Consider the following 19,586-nt stretch of genomic DNA (forward strand, 5'->3'; position numbering starts at 1 on the left):
GCGCCGTCCCCGCCCGCACCTTTCCCACCGCTACCCGACGGATGGCCATCGCCGTGAGCACCCACCAGCCAGAACCCGCCGCAGGCCCGCCCGACGGCCTGACCGCCGAGCAACTAGCCGACGAGGACCTGGAACCCGGTGCCCTCTCGGCGGAACGCCGCCGTCGGGCCAAGGCCCTGCTGCGCGGCTCGCTGCGCCCCCACCGGGGAACGGTGGCGGCCGCGATGGCGGCCGCCGCGATCCGCCAGCTCGCCCTGCTGGCCGTCCCGTGGTGCGTGCAGAAGGCCCTCGACGACGGACTCCAGAAGCACGACAGCGGGGCCTTGTTGACCTGGGCCGGCGCCACCGCGCTCGCCGCCCTGATCCAGTTCGCCGGCCTCTACGGCTGGCAGTACTGGGCCGGCTACGCCGACGCCAAGGTGGGCGCAGACCTGCGCTCCCGCCTGCTGCACCACCTGTCCGGCCTGGACCGGGCCGCGCTCGCCTCGCGCGGCCACGGCGACCTCGCCATGCGCGCCACCCGCGACACCGACCTGGTCCGCGAGTGGGTGCACGGCCTGGCCGTCTGGGTCGTCCTCGGCACGACCTTCCTCACCGTGCTGCCCGCCATCGCCACGCTGGACCTCAGCCTGCTGCTGGTGACCCTCGGCACCCTGCCCTTCCTGATCTGGGTCAACCTGCACTACCCGCGCCGCTTCGCCGCGGCCAGCGGCGAACTCGCCAGGGCCCACGGCAGCCGCGCCGACGCCGTGGCCGACCTGCTCCAGGTCGGCACCGGCCTCCGGGGCACCGGCGGCCACCGGCCGCTGGTCGACCGTCACCACGCGGCCAGCGCCGAGGTGACCGCACGCACCCTGGTCGCCGCCCGGATCGAGGCCGGCTGGGCCGCCGTCGCCCCCTTCGTCCCCCGCCTCGCGGTCGCCGCCGGGGTCGGCTTCGGCGGCCTCGCCGTCCTCGACGGCCACCTCACCATCGGCGGACTGGTCGCCTTCACCTCCTGGATGGCGATCGTCACGCTCGCCACCCGGGTCCTGGTGGACCGGCTGCTGGAGCGCGGTCAGGCCGACGTCGCCGCCGCCCGGATCGACGAGGCCCTGTCGATCAGCCCCGTCGTCGCGGAGCCCGCGGCCGGCACGGCCGAGGACCTCCCCGTTCACGGCACGCTGGAGTTCACCGGCGTCACCGCCTTGCGGGACGGCCGCACCGTCCTGGGACCGGTCGACCTCGCCGCCGCCGGAGGGGAGTTCGTCGCCGTGCGCGGCGCCACCGGCTCCGGCAAGAGCACCCTGCTGCGGCTGGCCGTCCGCCTCGACGATCCCGACACCGGCCGGGTCGCCTACGGCGGCACCGACCTGCGGACCGTCCCGCTCGACCAGGTCCGCGCCCGGATGGCCTACGTCGCCCAGCGCCCCGTCCTGCTCTCCGGGACGGTCGCCGACAACCTGCGCCTGGGCCGGGACCTCGACCTGGAGACGCTCCACCAGGCCTGCCGCACCGCCGGCATCCACGACCAGCTGACCGCGATGGCCGACGGCTACGACACCGAACTCGGCGAGGGCGGCACCGCCCTGTCCGGCGGTCAGGTCCAGCGTCTGGCCATCGCCCGCGCCCTGCTCGGCGACCCCGCCGTGCTGCTGCTGGACGACGCCACCTCGGCCCTGGACACCACGACCGAGCGGCTGGTCCTCGACCGGCTGCGCGCCTGGGCCGGGACCGGGCGCACCATCCTGTTCGCCACCCACCGCTCCGCCGTGCTGGCCGCCGCCGACCGGGTCGTGACCCTGGAGTCCGCGCGCGAGGGAGAGGGCGGCACCGACCCCGAAGGGCCCGAGACCGTGACCGGCGAGGAGTCGATGGAGGTGGCCCGTGGCTGAGCAGCCCCTGCTCCGCGAGGAGGCCGACGAACGGGCCGTCCTGCGCCGGGCCATGCCCTTCCTGCGCCCGCACCGGGCCCGTCTGGCCGTCGCGCTCGGGGTCGGCCTGGCCGACTCCGCCGCCCTGGTGGCGGTGGCCCCGCTCATCGGCCTGGCCACCGCGGCGCTCGACGACGGCGACCGCGGCAGCCTCGGGCTGGCCGTGGCCCTGCTGGCCGCGCTCGGTCTCGCCCAGCTGGTGCTCGCCAGGGTCGGGGAGCTGTTGCTGATCAAGGGCGGCGAGGACGTCGTGCGCGGCCTGCGGGAGCGGGCCGTCGAGAACCTGGCCACCGCCCCGCTGCGCTTCCTGGAGACCCACCGCAGCGGTGAACTTCTGCGCCGGGCCACCGGCGAGGTCGCCGCGCTCGCCGCGTTCGTCCGGCTGCACCTGCGCAGCCTGGTCTCCTCGGTGGCCACGCTGGCGTTCACCCTGATCGTGCTGGCCTGCTACTCCTGGCAGCTGCTGCTGGTGCAGCTCGCCGTGTTCCTGCCGCTGACCCTGCTGGTGACCCGCTGGTTCCAGCGGGACGCCGCGTCGGCCTTCGGCGGCAAGGCGAGCGCGGAGGCGACCGTCGCGGCCACCTTCTCGGAGACCCTGACCGCCCGCGAGGCGCTCCAGACGGCGCGCGGCCTGACCGGCTGGAGCGCCAGGTTCGAGCGGGAGAACCGGCACGCCGTCCGGGCCGCGCGGCGCGCCCTGCGGGTGGAGAACCGGATCGACCTGGTCAGCCTGATCGAGGGCGCCGCCCTCGTGGTGCTGCTGCTGGTCGGCGGCTGGATGGTCACCCGGGACGCCGTCGGCGTCGAGACCGTGGTGGTCTTCGTGGTCGCCAGCCGCAACCTGTTCGACTCGTTCGCGGACCTCTCCCAGCTCGTCGGCGAGGTGCAGACCGCGCGGACCGGTCTGGCCCGGCTGCTCGACCTGCTGTCCGCCACCGAGCCGGCCCGGGCGGCCCGGACCGCCCCGGCCGGGCTGCCGGCCCGCGGCGATCTGCGCTGCACGGCCGTGGAGTTCGGCTACCGGGCCGAGGGCCTGGACCTGCACGGCCTGACCCTGGACTTCCCCCGGGGCAGCCGCACCGGCGTGGTGGGTGAGACCGGCTCGGGCAAGACCACCCTGTCCAAGCTGCTGTGCGGCCTCTACGAGCCGGACGGCGGAATCGTCACCTTCGCCGGCACCGACCTGCGGGACGTCCCCGAGGAGGAGCTGCGCCGCCGGGTGGTGCTGGTCCCGCAGGAGGTGCGGCTGGTCTCCGGCACGGTCGCGGAGAACCTGGCGCTCGTCCAGGGCACGCCCGACCGGGAGCGGATCGAACGGACCGTCGACCAGCTGGGCCTGCGGGAGTGGCTGGCGGACCTGCCCGGCGGGCTGGACGCCGAGGTGGGCCAGCGGGGCGGGAACCTGTCGGCCGGGGAGCGTCAGATCCTGGGCGTGGTGCGGGCGGTGCTGGCCGACCCGGCCGTCCTGGTGCTCGACGAGGCGACCGCCGACATCGACCCGGTGACCGCCGGGCGCCTGGAGCACGCCCTGGACGAACTGCGGGCCGACTGCACGCTGGTGGTCATCGCCCACCGGCCGGCCACCATCGCCCGGCTGCCGCGCGTGGTCCGGCTGGAGCGGGGACGCCTGGTGAGCGACGGACCGGCGGGGCCGGGGCCGCAGGACGGTACCCCACTGGTCCACGAACCACAGGTTAGGCTAACCTAATCGCACATGCGCCCTGTGCCGCCGGCCCGGCTCCCCCCGGGCCGGCGGCACTCGGCTGTCCGGGCCTGCGCGCCCCTGTCACGGATTGGGCTGACCGATGAACACCGACACGGAACCGCCGCGCATACGGATCGTCCGCCACCCGCTCAAGTACCGCCTGCTGGAGGTCAAGCAGGTCGCCCGGATCGCCCCCGGGACGGTCCGGGTCACCTTCCAGGGGGACGCCCTGGAGGGCTTCTGCGAGCAGGCCCCCACGGACCACGTGAAGCTGTGCTTCGCCGAGCCCGGGGCTGACCTCCCGGTCGAGCCCGTCGTCGAGAACGACACCTGGATGGACGCCCCCGAGGGCATGTCCGAGCCGCTGACCCGCGACTACACCGTCCGCCACTTCCGGCGCGAGGCCCGCGAGCTGGACATCGACATGGTCCTGCACGGCACCGGGATCGGCTCCGCCTGGGCGGCCTCGGCCGAACCCGGCATGCGCCTGGGCGTCTTCGGCCCGCGCGGCTCCGAGGAGATCCCCTTCGTCCACGACTGGTACCTGCTCGGTGCCGACGAGACGGCGCTGCCCGCGCTCGCCCGCTGGCTGGAGATGCTGCCCGAGGGCGTCAAGGTCCTGGCGTTCGCCGAGGTCCCCGGCCCCGAGCACGAGCAGGTCCTGACCACCCGCACCGACGCCACCATCACCTGGGTGCACCGCGGCGACGCCGAGGGCGGCAGCACCGATCTGCTGGAGCGGGCCGTCCGGGCCGCCGAACTGCCCGAGGGCATGGGCTTCGCCTGGGTCGCCGGCGAGGCGAACAGCCTGAAGCCGATCCGCCGCTACCTGCGCAACGAGTGCGGTCTGACCAAGAACCAGGTCGACGTCGACGGCTACTGGAAGCGGGGCGTGGTCAACCACGACCACCACGAGGACGAGCACCAGCGCCACGCATGACCTCTCCGACCATCCCCAAGCCCGCCCCCGCCGGCCCGGCGACCACCCCCCGGCGCCGGTCCGGCACCGCCCGCCGGACCGCGTGGCTGCTCGGAGCGCTCGCCCTGCTCGCGGTCCTGGCCCTCGCCAGCATCGCGATCGGGGCGCGTTCCGTCGCCCCCGGCCAGGTCCTGCACGTCCTGCTGCACCGCGACCCCACCTCCGAGGACTGGATCGTGGTGCACCACTCGCGCATCCCCCGCACCCTGCTGGGGATCGCCGTGGGTGCCGCCCTGGGCGTCTCCGGCGCGATGATGCAGGCGCTCACCCGCAACCCGCTGGCCGACCCCGGCCTGCTCGGCGTCAACGGCGGGGCGGCGGCGGCCGTCGCGGCCGGCACCGCGCTGTTCGACCTGAAGACCTTCGGGGCCTTCGTCTGGTTCGCGCTCGCCGGTGCCGCCGTCGCCGCGCTGGTCGTCCAGCTCCTCGGCGGCAGCGGACGTGCCTCGGCGACCCCGGCCAGGCTCGCCCTGGCCGGCACCGCCGTCACCGCGGTGCTCACCGCCTTCGTCAACGGCCTGATCCTGCTCGACCCGCTGACCCTCAACCGGTTCCGCTACTGGCAGGTCGGCACCCTCGCCGGGGTCGACGGCGCGGTGCTGGGGCAGGTGCTGCCCTTCCTCGCGGCGGGCGGTGTGCTGGCGCTGCTGATGGGCCGGCCGCTCAACGCGTTGGCGCTCGGCGACGACGCGGGCCACGCGCTCGGCGCCAACCCCGGCCGGACCAGGCTGTTCAGCCTGCTGGCGGTCACCCTGCTCTGCGGGGCCGCCACCGCGGCCGTCGGGCCGATCGCCTTCGTGGGCCTGGCCGTTCCGCACCTCGCCCGCCACGTCTGCGGCCCCGACCAGCGCTGGATCATGCTGCTCTCGGCCGTCCTCGCCCCGGTGCTGCTGCTCGGGTCCGACATCGTCGGCCGGATCGCCCTGCACCCCGCCGAACTCCAGGTCGGCGTCGTCACCGCGTTCCTCGGGGCACCGCTCTTCATCGCCCTGGTACGCGGCCGGAGGATCGCCCAACTGTGAACAGTTCCACCGCGGTCGAGCAGACCGCCGCACCGACCACCCCTGCCACCACCCCGGACGGCACCCCGGACGGCACCCGCCCGGGCGCCGTCCCGCTGCGGGCGCTGCGCCTGCCCGGCGGACTGTCGCTGCGCTGGCACCGGCGGGCCACGGTGGTCTGCACGGTGATCCTCCTGGCCCTGGTCGGCGCCGCCGTCTGGTCGCTGACCGCCGGTGACTACCCGATGCCGGTCTCCGACGTCGTCGACGTGCTCACCGGCGGGGGCCGCCGGGCGGACCGGTACATCGTCATGGAGGTGCGGCTGCCCCGGCTGCTCACCGCCCTGCTGGTGGGGGCCGCGCTGGGCCTGGCCGGATCGCTGTTCCAGACGCTGGCCCGCAACCCGCTGGGCAGTCCCGACGTGATCGGGTTCACGGTGGGCTCGGCGACCGGTGCCCTGGCCGTCATCCTGGTCATCGGCGGCAGCGCGGCGGCGGTCGCCGGCGGCGCCGTGGTGGGCGGCATGCTCACCTCGGTGCTGGTGTACCTGCTCGCCAGGCGGGGCGGCACCCAGGGCTACCGACTGGTCCTCGTCGGCATCGGCGTCAGTTCGCTGCTGTCCTCGCTCAACGCCTACCTGATCGCCCGGGCCTCCTTCAGCGACGCGCAGAGCGCCGCGGTCTGGCTGACCGGCAGCCTCAACGCGCGCGGCTGGGAGCACTGCGGGCCGATGGCCGCGGCCCTGCTCCTGCTGCTGCCCGCGGCCGTGCTGCTCGGCCGGCCGCTGCGGATGCTGGAGATGGGCGACGACGCGGCCTCCTCGCTGGGCGTGCGCACCGAACGGGCCCGGGTGTGGCTGGTGCTGATCGGTGTGGGGCTGACCGCGGCGGCCACCGCCGCCGCCGGGCCGATCCCCTTCGTGGCGCTGATCGCCCCCCAGGCGGTCCGTCGGCTCACCCGGGCCACCGGGCCCAACCTGATCGGTTCCACCCTGCTGGGGGCTCTGTTGCTGGCCCTGAGCGACCTCGCGGCGCAACGGTTGCTGGCACCCACCCAGCTGCCCGTCGGTGTGCTGACCGGTGTGGTGGGCGGCTGCTACCTGGTCTGGCTGATCGTCGGCCAGTGGCGCTCCAAGCGGGGCTGACGGCGGATGCGAAGGGGCCGGCCGGTGGACGATCCACCGGCCGGCCCCTTCGCATGCGTCTTCCCGTCAGAGCGGGCGTCCGAAGACCCGCGAGCCGCGGGCCGGGTCGAGCCCGGCCGCGAAGGCGGCCGGGGCCGCCGCGGCCGGGATCTCCCGGAAGCCGTGCCGCAGGAACAGCGCCCCGTCACCCGTGGTCGCGGTGACCAGCTCGCGCAGACCGGCCCGGCGCGCCGCCGCGGACACCGCGGCGACGAGGACCGAGCCCAGGCCGCGGCCCTGACGGTCCGCCCGGACGCACAGGTTGTGCAGCAGTCCGGTGGCGGGGTGGCCGCGCTCGGGGGCGAGCACGCGCAGGGCGACGCAGGCGTCCAGCGGTGCCCCGGGCGTGTCGCACGCCGGGTCGCGGACGACCAGGAACAGCTCCTCCGGTCGCCGGTAGGCCGCGGGCGCCCGCTCGCGCAGCTCGCCGGAGCGCATGAACGGGGCGGAGAGCGCGAACAGCGCCCCGGCGTCCGCCGCCTCGGCCCGGACGGCCTGCGCGGCCGGGGCGAGGCGCAGAGCTGCGGTCACCGTGCGACGGTGCGGCGCGCGGGGGCCAGCGGGACGACGAGCGGCGTACCGGTCTGGGGGTCCTCGATCACCTGGCACGGCAGGTCGAAGACCCGCTCCACCAGCTCGGCCGTGACGATCTCGCCCGGCGCCCCCTCGGCGACCACGGCCCCGTCGCGCATCGCGATCAGGTGGGTGGCGTACCGCGCCGCCTGGTTGAGGTCGTGCAGGACCGCGACGAGCGTGCGGCCCTGCTCCTCGTGCAGCCTCGCGCAGAGGTCGAGGACCTCGACCTGGTGGGCGATGTCCAGGAAGGTGGTCGGCTCGTCCAGGAGGAGCAGCGGGGTCTGCTGGGCGATGGCCATGGCGAGCCAGACCCGCTGGCGCTGACCACCGGACAGCTCGTCGACGAAGCGGTCCGCCAGCGAGTCCACGTTGGTGGCCGCCATGGACTCGGCGACGATCCGCTCGTCCTCGGCGGACCACTGGCGGAACAGGCCCTGGTGCGGGTACCTGCCACGGGCGACCAGGTCCGCGACGGTGATGCCGTCGGGGGCGGTGGAGCTCTGCGGGAGCAGGCCGAGCCGACGTGCCAGCTCCTTGGCGGGCAGGGCGCCGATCCGCTCGCCGTCCAGCAGGACCCGGCCGGCGGTCGGCTTGAGCAGGCGGGCGAACGCCCGCAGCAGGGTCGACTTGCCGCAGGCGTTCGGGCCGACGATCACGGTGAAGGATTCGTCCGGCACCGCGACCGACAGCTCGGTGGCGATGGCCCGCTCGCCGTAGCGCAGCGTCACCCGTTCGGTCAGCAGGCGTCCTTCGGCGATGGTCACGTGGTCTCCAGGAGTTCGTCGGTGCTGAGGACGACGGCGCACTTCTCCGCCGCCCAGCGCAGGGCCTCGCGATGCTTCTCGGCGGAGAAGTCGGCGACGGCGTCGCCGACCACGAACGCCTGGATGTCGCGCGACCACGCGTCGGCCGCGGTCATCAGCACGCCGATGTGGGCGTAGACGCCGACGATCACCAGCTGGTCGCGGCCGGCCGCGTCCAGGATCGCGTCGAGGTCGGTGCGGGCGAAGGCGCTGTACTTCCACTTGAGCAGCATGGTGTCGGAGCCGGCCGGGGCGACGACGGCGGGCACGGCCTGGGCGGCGGGATCCTCGGGCAGGCCCGGTCCCCAGAAGTCGAGCTGGAGGCCGCGCTCCGCCGCGCTCTGGCCGCCGCGCTGGTGCGAGTAGATCACCGGCATGCCCAGGCTCCGGGCGTGCGTCAGGATCCGGGCGGTGTTCGCCAGGGCCGGGGCCAGTGGCGGGCCCTCGGCGGGGAAGGCGCCGAGGAAGTAGTTCTGGAGGTCGTGGACGAGGACCGCGGCCCGGGCCGGGTCGACGTGCCACGGCACCTTCCGGGCCGGGAGGTCCCCGGGGCCGGGCAGGCCGTAGGGGGCTATGGCGGGCAGGGCCATGCGGATGGCGCCTTTCTGGACTGGGCCGGGGCGGACTCTAGCGGGTGGAGGTGCGGAGGTCCTTCTTGCTGACCTTGCCGATACCGGTGCTGGGGAACGCGTCGACGAACTCGACGCGGTCGGGGACCTTGTAGGCGGCCAGTCCGGCGGCGCGGACGAAGGACTTCAGCTCGGCGGGGCGGGGCCGTTCGGCCTCCGGGCGCAGGATGACGTAGGCGCAACTGCGTTCGCCGAGGTACTCGTCCGGGGTGGCGACGACCGACACGTCGTGGACCGCCGGGTGGGCGAGCAGCACGTTCTCCACCTCCTCGGCGGCGACCTTCTCGCCTCCCCGGTTGATCTGGTCCTTGGCCCGGCCCTCCACCACGAGGTGGCCGGTGGCCGTGCGGCGCACGATGTCGCCGGTGCGGTAGAAGCCGTCCGCGGTGAAGGCGCGCGCGTTGTGCTCGGGCGCCCGCCAGTAGCCGCGGATGGTGTACGGGCCGCGGGTGAGCAGGTGGCCGCTCTCGCCGTCCGGGACGTCGACGTCCTCGTCGTCGACGACCCGGACCTCGTCGTCGGGGGAGATCGGCCGGCCCTGGGTGGTCAGCACGGTCTCCTCGGAGTCCTCGGGGCGGGTGTAGTTGACGAGGCCCTCGGCCATGCCGAAGACCTGCTGGAGTCGGCATCCGAGGGCGGGGCCGAGCCGGCGGGCGGCCTGCTCGCTGAGCTTGGCACCGCCGACCTGGAGGAGTTCGAGGCTGGACAGGTCGTGTCCGCTCTCCGGGGCGGCGAGGGCCCAGGCGAGGGCCACCGGCGGGACCACACCGGTGATGGTGACCCGTTCGCGGGCGATCAGGGCCAGCGCGGTGGCCGGGCTCGGCTCGGGGGCGAGGACGACCCGGCCGCCCGCGTGGAGGGTGCCGAGCGTTCCGGGGGAGCTGAGCGGGAAGTTGTGGGCCGCCGGCAGGGCGCACAAGTACACGGTGTCGGCGGACAGTTCGCAGATCACCGCCGACTCGCGGACGCTGTAGAGGTAGTCGTCGTGGCAGCGGGGGATGAGCTTGGGCAGACCGGTGCTGCCGCCCGACAGCTGGAGGAAGGCGAGGTCGCCGGAGTGCGGCGGATCGGCCGGTGCCGGGGCGTCCGGCGAACGGAGTTCGGCGTACGGGGTGAAGCGGCCGGGGTCGCCGACGACGAAGACCTCGCCGAGTCCGGGGACGGCCGCGCAGACCTCGGCGGCCAGCTCACGGTAGTCGAAGCCGTCGTGGCGGTCGGCCACGAACAGGGCCTTGGCCCCGGCGAACTCGCAGAAGTAGCCGATCTCGGCCCGGCGGTGGGCCGGGAGGGCCATCACCGGTACCACACCGGCTCGGAGCGCGCCGAAGAAGACCTCGAAGAACTCGGCGAGGTTGGGCAGTTGGAGGACGATCCGGTCGCCCTTGCGCAGTCCGCGGGCCAGCAGCCCGGCCGCGAGGCGGTCGGCGCGGGCGTCCAGTTCGGCGTAGCTCCAGTGCCGGTCGCCCTGGGTCACGGCTATCCGGTCCGGGGCCGTCGCGGCGTGGCGGCGGATCATGGCGTCCAGGTTCTCGCCGGTCCAGTGGCCGGCCGCCCGGTATCGCTCGGCCGCCTCTTCGGGGTAGAGGCTCATTCGCTGTTCTCCAGTCCGACGGCGTGCAGGAAGGTCCGGAACTTGGCTCCGGTCTCGGCGAGTTCGTCCTTGGGGACGGAGGCGGCGACGATCCCGGCGCCGGCGAACAGCCGCAGCCGGTCCCCGTCCGCCTCGGCGCAGCGCAGGGTGACGACCCACTCGCCGTCGCCGGAAGCGTCCCCCCAGCCGACGACTCCGGTGTACAGGCCGCGGTCGAAGGGTTCCAGGGCGGCGATGAGGTCCCGGGCCCGGTCGGTGGGCGTGCCGCAGACGGCCGGGGTCGGGTGCAGGGCCAGGGCGAGGTCGAGCGCACTCGTCGCGGGGTTCCGCAGGGTGCCGGTGACCGTGGTGGACAGGTGCCACATGGCGGCGGTGCGGACCAGGGACGGGCGCTCGGGGACGACGAGGTCGGCGCAGTGCGGCGCGAGCGCGCGGCGCACGGCGTCGACCACGAAGGCGTGCTCGGCGAGGTCCTTCTCGGAGCGGGCCAGTGCTTCGGCGCGGCGGAGGTCCTCGGCCGGGTCGCTGCTGCGGGCGGCGGAGCCGGCCAGGGGGTTCGAGACGACCTGGTGGCCGCGGCGGGAGACCAGGAGTTCGGGACTCGCGCCGATCAGCGTGGCGGTGCCGCCTGCGGGCACCGCGAAGGTGTAGCCGTGCGGGTCACGGTGCAGCAGGCGACGCAGCATGGCGGGGATGTCGGTGCGGCCGGGCGAACCGAGTTCGAGGGTGCGGGCGAGCACGACCTTGGCGAGCGTGGGGTCCTCGCCCATGAGCCGTACGGCCTCCGCGACCGCGGCCCGGTAGTCGGCGGGGGCCGGCACCGGTCTGCGGGTCCACGCACCGGCCGTCGAGGCGTCGGGCACGGGGACGGTGCGGAGGCTCGCGGCGACGGGCGCGGCGCGGTGGACCCGCTCGGGGACGAAGAGTTCGGCGGGGCGGTCGGGCGAGAACGGTATCGCGCCGACCAGGACGGGGTCGGACAGCTCGGCCCGGGCGGCCGTCAGCATCCGGCCGGCCTCGGCGGGGTCACGGACCGACAGGTACCGGCCCTCGGCGAGCAGGCTGTGGGTGGGGCCGGTGAGGAAGGCCCGGTCCGCTGCCGGCCGGTAGGCCGCCAGGAGGTCGGTGCCGGCCGGGGGTGAGAGGGGGGAGCGGGTCTCGGAAGCGGTGGTCATGGTGCTCCGATCTGGGGCGCCGCAGGGGCCGTGTGGGAGTCGCGGTCGGACGGTGGAGGTGCGGGTGCGGGGAGCGGGGGCCCGGCGGGTCAGGCCCGCAGGGTGGCGCCCCCGTCGACGTAGAGGTCGTGCATGGTGATGTGCCGGGCCCGGTCCCCGGCGAGGAAGAGGACGGCCTCCGCGACGTCCTCGGGCGCCGCGATGCGGCCGAGGGGGATACCCACCCGGTAGCCGGCCGGGTCGCCGTCCAGGACCCGGCGCTCGGCGTCCTCGTCGGTCCACAGCGCACGCTGCATGGGGGTGTCGGTGGACCCGGGGGAGACCACGTTGCACCGGACGCCGGAGCGGGCCAGCTCCAGGCCCAGGCAGCGCATGAACATCGTCGTCGCCGCCTTGGAGGCGGCGTAGGCCGCCATGTTCGTGCGGGGCACGCCGGCGGCGTTGGAGCCGACGGTGACGATGCTCCCGCGCCCGCGGGCCGCCATCCGGCGGCCGACGGACCGGCAGGTGTGGAACACCCCGGTGGTGTTGACGGCGAAGGTGTGCTGCCAGTCCTCGATGCCGGTCTCCAGCACGGGCCCGGCGTGCAGCACCCCGGCGACGTTCACCAGGACGTCGAGCGGGCCGTGTTCCCGTTCGACGTCCTCGACGAGGGCCTCGACGGCGTCGGCGTCGGTGACGTCGAGCGGACGGACCGTCGGGGAGGGGCGCAGGTCGCAGGCGACGACCTCGGCCCCATGGGCGGTCAGCAACCGGGCCACGGCGGCTCCGATGCCCTGGGCCGCGCCCGTCACCAGGACGGTGCGGCCGGCGAACTCAGCGGGTGCGGGTATCCGTTCCATCGGTCACCGGACCGTGTCGGCGGCCGGACGGCCTGCGGTCCGGCCGGGGGTGTACGGCCGGGTGTCCCGACTGATGACGGGTGGCATGGGGGAACTCCTGGGAATCGGACCGCCGTGACCGGCGGACAGGTGTGCGACACGGTGAGGTAAGGTTAGCCTAACCGCATCGAGGCGCTGGCCGGGGCTCACCCCGAGCGCCGTGCGCATCGCCCGGTTCGCCCCGGCTCCGGCCTCCGGCCGGACCTCCGCCCGTGCGGACGGCGAACCCGCTCGTTCCACCCCCGCCGCGCGGCGCCGTCGGCCCGCGCGCCCCTCACGGACCATCAAGAGGACCCCATGCCCGCCACGGACACCATTCCCATGCCCGGCCTCGCCGCCCTGCCCCGGGTTCGCGTCGCCAGGCCGCGCCGCTTCCTGATGTGCGAGCCGCGTCACTTCGACGTCACCTACTCGATCAACCCGTGGATGGATCCCGGCAAGCCGGTCGACACGGCGCTCGCGCTCGCGCAGTGGACCGCGCTGCGGGACCTGTACCGGAGCCTGGGCCACACCGTGGAGGTCGTCGAGCCCCTCGACGGTCTGCCCGACATGGTCTTCGCCGCCAACGGGGCCACCGTCCTGGACGGCAAGGTGCTGGGTGCCCGCTTCCGCCACCTCGAACGCACCGCGGAGGGTCCGGCCTACCTCTCCTGGTTCGCCGAGCAGGGGTTCCGCGACCTCCACTGGCCCGAGCACATCAACGAGGGGGAAGGCGACCTCCTCGTCGTCGGCCGCCGGATCCTCGCCGGTTCGGGCTTCCGTTCCGACCCGCGGTCGCACCGCGAGGCCCAGGAGTTCTTCGGGGTGCCGGTCATCGGGCTGACCCTGGTGAACCCGAAGTTCTACCACCTCGACACCGCGCTCGCGGTCCTCTCCGACGACGAGATCATGTACTACCCCGCCGCGTTCAGCGAGGGCAGCCAGGCGGTCCTGCGGGAGATGTTCCCGGACGCGATCATCGCCGAGGACGAGGACGCCGAGGTCTTCGGTCTCAACGCCCTCTCGGACGGCCGCCACGTGCTGCTCCCCGAGGCGGCCGTCGGTCTCCAGCGGAAGCTGCGGGCCCGGGGGTTCGAGCCGATCGGCGTGGATCTGACCGAGCTGCTGTACGCGGGCGGAAGCGTGAAGTGCTGCACCCTGGAACTGCGTTCCTGAGGTGAGCGGGGGCGCCGGTCGGCGCCCCCGGCGGGGGCTCACGGCAGGCCGGTGACCTGCGAGTTCGCGAGGCACGCCGTTCCGTCGATCCCGCTCTTGCTCGGGCGAGCAAACGGCACTACCGTTTTGCTCATGCAAGCAGGAAACAGCACGGGCAAGCAGCGAGGTGCGGGGCGAGCGAGGTCCTTCACGGAGACGGGACGCCGTGCCCAGATCGTCGCCGCGGCGATCGACGTGATCGCCGAAGTCGGCTACCAGCGGGCGTCGTTCGCGAAGATCGCCGAGCGGGCGGGGCTGAGCAGCACAGGGATGATCTCCTACCACTTCGACGGCCGGGACGACCTGATGCGCGAGGTCGTGGCCGAGGCGATGCGGGTCGCGGACAGCTACCTGCGGCCGCGCATCGAGGCCCACGAGAGCTACGCGGCCCGGCTGCGCGCCTCCATCGAGGGCAACCTCGACCTGCTCGTCGACCACCCGAACCACCTCGCCGCGATCGCCGAGGTGCTGGGCAACCTGCGCGGCGGCGACCCGGGCATGGTCGCGTTCACCGAGGGGATGGAGGCGATCCTCACGTTCCAGGTGGAGCAGATTCACAAGGGGCAGGCCGCGGGCGAGTTCTGCGACTTCGACCCGTGGGTGATGATGCGGGCGATCCGTGCCGCGATCGACGACGTGGTGCGCCGCGCCCGCGACGAACCCGGCCTGGACGCACACGCCGCCGGACACGAACTCGCGAACCTCTTCGACCGGGCCACCCGGAAGTCGACCTGACCACACGGGGACCAACAGCACGAGCACGGACACCAACGCACAGGGGGAACACAGCATGGCCACCAACCAGCCGACACCGACCGACCCGAACCAGCCCGTCGGAACCACCGAGGCCCCCGAGGCCAGGGCGGACGACCGAGCGGCAGCGGCCGAGGTCCGGCGCCGCACCACCGCGCTGCGCCGGCAGATCGGCGCGCAGCTGCTGTTCGAGCTCGTCCTGCCGATCGGCTCCTACTACGGACTGCGCGCCGTCGGCACCGGCCAGTGGTTCGCGCTGGTCGCAAGTGGCCTGATGCTGGTGCCGTGGATCGTCTACGGCATCGTGCGGCAGCGGCGCGTGAACGCGATGGCCCTGTTCTCGCTCTCCCTGGTGGTCATCGCCACCGTGCTGTCCATGGTCAGCGGCAGCCCGCGGGTGCTGAACCTGCGGGACAGCTGGATCACCGCGGCGATCGGCTGCTGGGTGCTGGGCACCCTGCTCACCCGGCGGCCGTTCATCATGACCGCCTCGCGCGGCATCGTCATCGCCAAGGTCGGCCAGACCGGCCTGGCCGAGTGGGAGGCGCGCTGGGACACCGAGCCCACGTTCCGCCACCACCTGCGCACCCTCACCGCGGTGTGGGGGGCGGTCTTCCTGCTCGACGCCGTGCTGCGCGTCGTGCTCGTGTACACGATCCCGGTCGACGCCTTCCCGCTCACCAGCACCCTGCTCTGGCTGGCGATGCTCGGCGGCCTCATCGGCTTCCACAACTGGTACGTCACCCGCAACGGCCTGAAGCTCTGATGCCGATCATGGGCGCCGACATCGAGACCGAGGTACTGATCGCAGGGGCCGGGCCGACCGGTCTGCTGCTCGCCTGTGAACTGGGCCTGGCGGGAGTGGGCGCTGCCGTCGCGGAGCGACTGCCGCGACGCAGCGGCCACTCCAAGGCCCTCAACCTGCAACCGCGCACCGCCGAGGTGCTGGATTGCCGCGGCTGGCTCGCACCGCTCCTGGACCGGTCGCTGACCCTCCTGCCCGCCGGCCACTTCGCGGGACTGCCACTGGACTACTCCGCCCTGGACACCGCGTTCCCGTACCAGGTCGGCATCCCCCAGGCCCGTGTCGAGGAGTTCCTGGAGGGCCGGCTCGACCGGTACGGCGTCCCGGTGCTGCGAGGCCGCGAGCTGACGTCGTTCCGGCAGGACGCGGACGGCGTGACCGCCACCCTCCACGGACCCGACGGCACCGAGCAGACCGTGCGCGCCCGGTACCTGGTGGGTGCGGACGGCGGGCGCAGCACGGTGCGCCGCCTCCTGGGCACGCCCTTCCCCGGGCGGGACGGTCGCATCGGCATGGCCGTCGCCGACGTCGAACTCGCCCCCACCGCCGGGGGGACCGGCGGTTCCGGTGAGCCCTGGGAACTGCCCGACCTGGCCCCGGACCCGGCCGGAGTCGCCTTCGTGCTCCCGCTCGGCGACGGCGTGTACCGGCTGACCTTCGGCGGCCCCGACCAGCAGGGCGCCGACCGTGACGCGCCGGTCACCGACGACGAGGTCCGTGCGGCGTTGGCCCGCTGTCCCGGCCCGTCCCGTGAACTGCGCCGCGTCCGTTGGGCCTCCCGCTTCACCGACGCCTCCCGGCAGGCCGAGCGCTACATCGAGGGCCGGGTGGTGCTCGCCGGTGACGCCGCCCACATCCACGCCCCCGCCGGCGGGCAGGGCCTCAACCTCGGCATGCAGGACGCGTTCAACCTGGGGTGGAAGCTCGCCGCGACGCTACGAGGACGGGCCCCCGAGGGGCTCCTGGCCACCTATCACACCGAACGGCACGCCGTCGGCGCCCGAGTCCTGGCCAACACCCGCGCCCAGGTGGTGCTGACGCTCCCCGACCCGGACGCCATGGTGGTGCGCGACCTGCTCAGCGACCTGCTGGGCGAGCCGGCTGCCAACCGGCGCGTCGCCGCGATGATCGCCGGCACGGACATCCGCTACCCGGTGCCCGGAGCCGCGGACCATCCGTCGCTGGGGCGCAGAGTCCCCGGCCTCGGGCTTCCGGCCGGCCGGGGCGCTGTCCTGGCCGACGCCGGATCCCCGGCCGCGGCCGTTGCCGAACCCTGGGCCGACCGCCTCGACCGCCTCGACCGCCTCGACCGCCTCGACCGCTCGACCGGTGCGCCCGTCGTCGACGAAGCCGAGGCAGCCCTGGTCCGCCCCGACGGGTACGTGTGCTGGGTCGGCCGCGCCGACGCGCCCCACGGCCTGGACGCCGCCCTCGCCGGCTGGTTCGGCGCAGCCGCCGTGCCGACCGGCGACCGGACCGGTCGGCGGTGACGGCCGTGATGCGGACCTCCTCCTCGTCGAGGCGAGGACCTCGGGTCCGTCGGCCGTCCGTGCCTCAGGTCGCGAGGCCGGGGGGCGGGCCGCGGAAGACCTGGGCGAGGTGGGCGGTCAGGTTCTCGGGGGTGGGCGGGCGGAGGCGGGCCCCCAGGTAGCCGTCCGGGCGGACCACGAACGCCGTGCGGTCGCGCACCCCGTAGGCCCGGGCGAACTCGCCCGCGGCGTCGCGGTACCCGGGCGGCGCCGCCGGATCGGGCTGCGCTCCGGCGGCGAGGAGCACGTACACGGTGATCTGATTCGACGTCAGTTTTCTTGCCGCATCGATGAGTTCGTCCGGTCGGTCGCCGCCGTCCTGGTACAGCAGCAGTACGTGGTCGCGGTCGCGCAGCAGGTCGTACAGGCGCTGCGGATAGGCCGCGATGTCGTGGGCGAGGCCGCCGCAGTCCGGGGCCCGGTCGCCCGGTTGCGGGCCGTCCCCGTCTCCGTCCGGCGGGGCCACGATCGGGCTGCCCCGGTAGCCGACGAGCAGTTGGGCCTCGCGCAGCAGCAGGGTCGCCGGGTCCTCGGGGTCGGCCTGGACACCCTGGGCGGCGTGCCGCACGGTGCGGCCGACGACCTCCGCGCCGACCGGCCGGCGCTCGGCCCCGTAGCTGGCGAGCAGGTCCGGGTGGGCGGTGCCGTGGACGGCGAGGGCCAGTTTCCAGGCCAGGTTGTAGGCGTCCTGGATGCCGGTGTTCATGCCCTGGGCGCCGGTCGGCGGGTGGATGTGCGCGGCGTCCCCGGCGATCAGGACCCGGCCCTCGCCGTAGCGGTCCGCCAGCCGGTGGCTGATCCGGAACACCGAGGACCAGCGCAGGGCCGAGGCGGTGGTCGGCTGCGGGGACAGCCGGTCCAGGACCGCCTGGACGTCCGGCAGGGTGGGGAGCCGGCCGCCTTCCTCCAGGCCGTGGGCCACGCCGTCGGTGTCCTGGTGCCCGCCGGCCCGGGAGAGCGCGGGCGGCACCATCATGGACATCCGGTACCGCCTGCGGCCGGGCAGCGGGATGCAGACCAGCAGGTCGTCGACGGTGCCGTCGGCGGCGCGGTGCATGGCGCGCAGGCCGTAGCCGGGCGGCAGGTCCCAGTCGACCTCGACGTCGGCCAGCATGTACTCCTCGGGGAAGGCGCCGCCCTCGAAGGCGAGCCCGAGCTGTTTGCGCACCAGGCTGTGCGCGCCGTCGCAGCCCACCAGGAACTGCGAACGCACCTCCTCCTGCGCCGTTCCGGTGGAGGAGACCAGCCGGCTGATGACCCCGTCGTCGCGCTGGGTGAACGACACCAGCTCGACGCCGCGCTCGACGGCGGTCCCGAAGCGGCCCAGGAACTCGTCGAGGATGCGCTCGGTCTCGTACTGCGGCAGCGCGGCGAAGCCGTACGGCACCTCGGGCGGCAGCGCCAGCTCCATCCGGCCCTCCTCCACCCCGTCGACGTAGGTCAGCTGCCCGCGCATCGGCACCGCGGCCTCCACGGCCGCCCGCACCAGCCCCGTCCGGTCCCAGAGCTCCAGGGTGCGCGGCTGGATGCCCACCGCCTTCGCGAACGGCGCCCGGACCGGCAGCCGGTCCACGACGCGGCAGCCGACCCCGCGCCGCCGCAGCTCCACGGCGGCGGTCAGCCCCACCGGGCCCGCGCCCACGACGAGAACGTCCACCACGCCGTTGTCTGTCACCGGAGACTCCCCTGGTCAACCCCCTTCCAGGGTCACCCCGTGGCACGCCGGGCCGCCACCGCAGCGGACCGGCCCGGCGCCGACCTCCGCATTGTCGCTCTCGGGGGGCGGGCGGCCGAGGTGCCCGGGGCCGGGACGAGGGCGTCCGCCCCCACGCACCGCCGCCGGTGTTCAGGCGCCCAGCCGGCGGGCTTCGTCGGCCGTCACCGGATCGCCGGTCCGGACGCCGTGGAGGACATGGGCCAGGACCTCGACGCCACGGACGACCCTGGGCCCGGGCCGGTTGAAGTACGACGGCCCGTCGAGGATCCACACCCGGCCGGACCGGACGGCCGGGAGCTCCTCCCAGCCCGGCAGCCGGGTGAGCAGGTGGAGTTCGCGTTCGGTGCGGTCCGGCGGGAATCCGCAGGGCAGCAGGAGCAGGACGTCGGGGTGGGCGGACCGGACCGCCTCCCAGGTCATCGGCCGGGTGTGCGCCCCGGCCTCCGCGAGCAAGGGGGTGCCGCCGGCGGCCTCGATCTGCTCGGGTACCCAATGGCCGGCCGGCCAGAGTGGGTCGAGCCATTCCACGGCGACCACCCAGGGGCGGACAGCGCCCTGGACCGCGGCTCGCACCCGGGTGAGGCGGGAACGAAGAACCGAGGCGGCGCGGGCGGCAGCAGTCGCCGCGCCGAGTTCCGCTCCGACGCGCTCCATGCAGCGGATGACCTCGGGCAAGGTCCGGGGTTCCAGGCTCAGCACGCGTGGTCCGTCGTCCAGGACCCGCACCGCTTCGGTGACCCCGCGGTAGGACACGGCACAGACGTCGCAGAGGTCCTGGGTGAGGACGACATCCGGCGAGAGTTCGGCCAGGCGTGCCAGGTCGAGGGTGTAGAGCGACGAGCCACGGTGGGCCGCGCCGCCGACGGCCTCCGAGATCTCCCGGCTGGTGAGCCGGTCGGCGTCGAACCCGGCGGCCGTCACCACGGGGATGTCCTCGACGATCTCGGCGGGCCAGTCGCATTCGTGGGTCCGCCCGACGAGGCTGTGCCCCAGTCCGAGTTGGGCGACGATGTCGGTCGCGGCGGGCAGCAGGGAGACGATCCGCATGCTTCGAGCCTAAGGGCGTCCGCCAGTAGGTGGTTGCAGCAAGGCAGGCACGGCTCACCCGATCATGGAGTTCTCTACGCTTCATGATCACCGGGGGATCCGTG

At 74.5% G+C, this 19,586-nt stretch carries 17 protein-coding genes; 9 read left to right on the plus strand and 8 right to left on the minus strand.

Annotated features, from left to right (window positions below; all coding sequences use genetic code 11):
* Positions 1-53: 53 nt before the first annotated feature.
* The 5 genes from ABTZ03_RS32605 to ABTZ03_RS32625 all read left to right on the plus strand — a co-directional run bounded on the left by ABTZ03_RS32605 (position 54) and on the right by ABTZ03_RS32625 (position 6,743).
* Positions 54-1,874, plus strand: coding sequence for an ABC transporter ATP-binding protein (locus ABTZ03_RS32605; protein ID WP_350516746.1), 1,821 nt, complete (start codon positions 54-56; stop codon positions 1,872-1,874).
* Positions 1,867-3,621 (plus strand): ABC transporter ATP-binding protein, encoded by a 1,755-nt coding sequence (locus ABTZ03_RS32610; protein ID WP_350516747.1) that lies wholly within the window; start codon positions 1,867-1,869, stop codon positions 3,619-3,621. The genes ABTZ03_RS32605 and ABTZ03_RS32610 overlap by 8 nt, the downstream gene beginning before the upstream one ends.
* A 97-nt stretch (positions 3,622-3,718) precedes the next feature.
* Positions 3,719-4,558, plus strand: coding sequence for a siderophore-interacting protein (locus tag ABTZ03_RS32615; protein ID WP_350516748.1), 840 nt, complete (start codon positions 3,719-3,721; stop codon positions 4,556-4,558).
* Positions 4,555-5,619: a FecCD family ABC transporter permease gene (locus ABTZ03_RS32620; protein WP_350516749.1), complete on the plus strand. Its 1,065-nt coding sequence runs from the start codon at positions 4,555-4,557 to the stop codon at positions 5,617-5,619. The genes ABTZ03_RS32615 and ABTZ03_RS32620 overlap by 4 nt, the downstream gene beginning before the upstream one ends.
* Complete coding sequence (locus tag ABTZ03_RS32625) at positions 5,616-6,743, plus strand: FecCD family ABC transporter permease (RefSeq protein WP_350516750.1); 1,128 nt, start codon at positions 5,616-5,618, stop codon at positions 6,741-6,743. Before ABTZ03_RS32620 ends, ABTZ03_RS32625 begins: the two co-directional genes overlap by 4 nt.
* Before the next feature lie 66 nt (positions 6,744-6,809).
* Here ABTZ03_RS32625 and ABTZ03_RS32630 read toward each other — a convergent pair whose 3' ends face one another.
* The 6 genes from ABTZ03_RS32630 to dhbA form a co-directional block, all read right to left on the minus strand.
* Positions 6,810-7,313: a GNAT family N-acetyltransferase gene (locus tag ABTZ03_RS32630; RefSeq protein ID WP_350516751.1), complete on the minus strand. Its 504-nt coding sequence runs from the start codon at positions 7,311-7,313 to the stop codon at positions 6,810-6,812.
* Positions 7,310-8,122, minus strand: coding sequence for an ABC transporter ATP-binding protein (locus ABTZ03_RS32635; RefSeq protein ID WP_350516752.1), 813 nt, complete (start codon positions 8,120-8,122; stop codon positions 7,310-7,312). Before ABTZ03_RS32635 ends, ABTZ03_RS32630 begins: the two co-directional genes overlap by 4 nt.
* A complete protein-coding gene (locus ABTZ03_RS32640; RefSeq protein WP_350516753.1) occupies positions 8,119-8,751 on the minus strand; it encodes an isochorismatase family protein in 633 nt (210 codons plus the stop codon). The genes ABTZ03_RS32635 and ABTZ03_RS32640 overlap by 4 nt, the downstream gene beginning before the upstream one ends.
* Positions 8,752-8,788: 37 nt before the next feature.
* Positions 8,789-10,381: a (2,3-dihydroxybenzoyl)adenylate synthase gene (locus ABTZ03_RS32645; RefSeq protein WP_350516754.1), complete on the minus strand. Its 1,593-nt coding sequence runs from the start codon at positions 10,379-10,381 to the stop codon at positions 8,789-8,791.
* On the minus strand, positions 10,378-11,556 hold the full coding sequence (locus ABTZ03_RS32650) for an isochorismate synthase (protein ID WP_350516755.1): 1,179 nt from the start codon (positions 11,554-11,556) through the stop codon (positions 10,378-10,380). Before ABTZ03_RS32650 ends, ABTZ03_RS32645 begins: the two co-directional genes overlap by 4 nt.
* Positions 11,557-11,645: 89 nt before the next feature.
* On the minus strand, positions 11,646-12,398 hold the full coding sequence (dhbA, locus tag ABTZ03_RS32655; protein WP_350516756.1) for a 2,3-dihydro-2,3-dihydroxybenzoate dehydrogenase: 753 nt from the start codon (positions 12,396-12,398) through the stop codon (positions 11,646-11,648).
* Positions 12,399-12,734: 336 nt separating this feature from the next.
* On the opposite strand from dhbA, the gene ddaH reads away from it, so the two are divergent.
* The 4 genes from ddaH to ABTZ03_RS32675 all read left to right on the plus strand — a co-directional run bounded on the left by ddaH (position 12,735) and on the right by ABTZ03_RS32675 (position 16,679).
* On the plus strand, positions 12,735-13,592 hold the full coding sequence (gene ddaH / locus ABTZ03_RS32660) for a dimethylargininase (protein WP_350516757.1): 858 nt from the start codon (positions 12,735-12,737) through the stop codon (positions 13,590-13,592).
* A 132-nt stretch (positions 13,593-13,724) separates the two neighbouring features.
* On the plus strand, positions 13,725-14,366 hold the full coding sequence (locus tag ABTZ03_RS32665) for a TetR/AcrR family transcriptional regulator (RefSeq protein ID WP_350516758.1): 642 nt from the start codon (positions 13,725-13,727) through the stop codon (positions 14,364-14,366).
* Between the two features lie 55 nt (positions 14,367-14,421).
* A complete protein-coding gene (locus ABTZ03_RS32670; RefSeq protein WP_350516759.1) occupies positions 14,422-15,150 on the plus strand; it encodes a VC0807 family protein in 729 nt (242 codons plus the stop codon).
* A gap of 8 nt (positions 15,151-15,158) precedes the next feature.
* Positions 15,159-16,679 (plus strand): FAD-dependent monooxygenase, encoded by a 1,521-nt coding sequence (locus tag ABTZ03_RS32675; RefSeq protein ID WP_350516760.1) that lies wholly within the window; start codon positions 15,159-15,161, stop codon positions 16,677-16,679.
* A gap of 64 nt (positions 16,680-16,743) precedes the next feature.
* On the opposite strand, the gene ABTZ03_RS32680 is transcribed toward ABTZ03_RS32675, so the two are convergent.
* The gene (locus tag ABTZ03_RS32680) at positions 16,744-18,393 is read right to left on the minus strand and encodes an FAD-dependent monooxygenase (protein ID WP_350516761.1); all 1,650 of its coding nucleotides are present in this window, start codon (positions 18,391-18,393) and stop codon (positions 16,744-16,746) included.
* 171 nt (positions 18,394-18,564) lie between these two features.
* Complete coding sequence (locus ABTZ03_RS32685; protein WP_350516762.1) at positions 18,565-19,482, minus strand: cobalamin-binding protein; 918 nt, start codon at positions 19,480-19,482, stop codon at positions 18,565-18,567.
* Positions 19,483-19,586: the final 104 nt, after the last annotated feature.

The organism is Kitasatospora sp. NPDC096077 (genome assembly GCF_040303245.1).
Lineage (GTDB): Bacteria > Actinomycetota > Actinomycetes > Streptomycetales > Streptomycetaceae > Kitasatospora.